This is a genomic window from Streptomyces anatolicus, assembly GCF_019400875.1.
Taxonomy (GTDB): Bacteria; Actinomycetota; Actinomycetes; order Streptomycetales; family Streptomycetaceae; genus Streptomyces; species Streptomyces anatolicus.
In genome coordinates this window covers 1-1,255 of sequence record NZ_WMBF01000838.1, presented here as the reverse complement: position 1 = coordinate 1,255, position 1,255 = coordinate 1, and the positions used below count along the sequence as shown (strand labels likewise).

Annotated in this window: 1 protein-coding gene and 1 pseudogene; both read right to left on the bottom strand. The window is 69.2% G+C overall.

The genetic code is table 11. From position 1 onward, the window contains the following. Positions 1-65 precede the first annotated feature (65 nt). Positions 66-374, bottom strand: a complete 309-nt coding sequence (locus GKQ77_RS32850) for a DUF8827 family protein (RefSeq protein WP_030795286.1) — start codon at positions 372-374, stop codon at positions 66-68. A 255-nt stretch (positions 375-629) separates the two neighbouring features. Then, positions 630-1,255 (bottom strand): annotated as a pseudogene (locus GKQ77_RS32845) (hypothetical protein); the annotation flags it as partial.

Here is a 1,255-nt window from a genome sequence, read left to right as displayed (position 1 = left end):
GAGGGAGGGACGTGGTCGTGTCGGCCTGGGAGGGACCGCTGGACCGGACCGCCATGCCGGAGCCGCTAGACCGCCATGCCGTACACGATCGTGAAGAGTGTGCCGAGCGAACCGATGATGAAGACTCCGGTCAGGCCCGCGATGATCAGGCCCTTGCCCTGCTCCGCGCTGAAGGTGTCGCGCAGCGCCGTCGCGCCGATGCGCTGCTTCGCCGCGCCCCAGATCGCAATGCCCAGGCACAGCAGAATGGCGACCGCCATCACGACCTCGATCATGACGCGCGCCTCGTTGCCCAGGTTCCCGAAGGGTCCCCAGTCGGGGGCGATCCCGCCGATGATGGTGGTGATGTCGCCCTTTTCGGCTGCCATAAGCATGTGTAACTCACCGCCCCTAGTGGGTTGTTCCGCTGCCTCTGCCTGTCTCGGTGCAGAGGACAGCTCATTCTCGCCGACAATCGGGCCCGCGGATGTCGCCTTGGCGCCATTCGTTGGCCGACTTCGTGCGGTTCCTCGTACGTGAGGTCTGGTCACTCTGTGTATCACGCGGTAGGACGCCGGGCAATGACGGCCCGGCGTGCCCCTGACCTGGACTTCTGACCTGGTCTTCTGGCTGGGACTTCTGACCGGGACTCAAGTGAGTCCGGGGCCCGCGGTCGCGCGGGTGACGAAGGAGCAGTCGGTGTAGCGGTAGGCGGGGCTCAGCCGCGCGCCGTCGGCTCGATCGCGTACGGTCGCCCGCTTGTAGAGGAAGTGGTACTCGCCGGCGGGCAGGCTGAGGGTTTTCCTGGGGTACTTGGAGACGCCGGCCCGGCAGGCCTTGTCGCCCTGGGACTTGGTGGCGAAGATCCGGCAGGACGCGCAGTCCTTGAGCTTGACGCTGCCGGTGGTGGGGCCGGTGTAGAGGACCTCCAGGTCGCCGGGGCCGAGGTTGGCGAGGACGAAGCCGACCTTGCCGCCGCCGGGGGTGCCGGACGGCGGCAGGCGGCGGCCCGCGCTCGGGCGTTCCCCGGCGATCTCGGCGGCGATGGCGACGTCCTTGGCGCGGTCGCGCTTCTTGCTGGCGGGGTAGGACTTGGCGAAGCCGTTGAGGGTGGCGGCGGCCTTGGTGAAGCGGGCGTCCTCGAACTCGTCCATGCCGCAGGCATAGACGCCGCTCTCCATGGCCCGGTCGGTGTCGCCGCGCAGGGCCCGGGCGTCGACCGTGTCGCCGGGCAGGGCGGCGGCGGTGGCGCTGATCGTGCGCAGTTCGTCCAGGG

Coding starts and splice junctions, on each gene's coding strand:
- GKQ77_RS32850 (WP_030795286.1), bottom strand. CDS start 374: ATGCTTATGGCAGCCGAAAAGGGCGACATCACCACCATCATCGGCGGG.